Origin of the sequence: Vibrio marinisediminis, from assembly GCF_014050145.1 — a bacterium.
Classification (GTDB): Bacteria; Pseudomonadota; Gammaproteobacteria; order Enterobacterales; family Vibrionaceae; genus Vibrio; species Vibrio marinisediminis.
In genome coordinates this window covers 1-276 of the sequence record NZ_JACFYF010000230.1, presented here as the reverse complement: position 1 = coordinate 276, position 276 = coordinate 1, and the positions used below count along the sequence as shown (strand labels likewise).

General features: G+C 65.9%; 1 protein-coding gene. It reads left to right on the top strand.

What is annotated here, in order from left to right:
- Window positions 1–276: 4Fe-4S dicluster domain-containing protein (locus H2O73_RS21005; protein ID WP_497997519.1), on the top strand; the 276-nt coding region annotated here is incomplete at both ends.

The window sequence follows — 276 nt, the reverse complement described above, 5'->3', positions numbered from 1 at the left end:
CGGGTCTGCCGGTCATCCGTGACCTGGTGGTCGACATGGGGCTGTTCTACCAGCAGTACGAGCGTATTCAGCCGTACCTCCAGAATGACGAGCCGGCGCCGGCCATCGAGCGCCTGCAGTCGCCGGAGGATCGCGACAAGCTCGACGGCCTCTACGAGTGTATCCTGTGCGCCTGCTGCTCCACGTCCTGCCCGTCGTTCTGGTGGAACCCGGACAAGTTCGGGGGGCCGGCGGGGCTGCTGCAGTCCTATCGCTTCCTGGTGGACTCCCGCGACA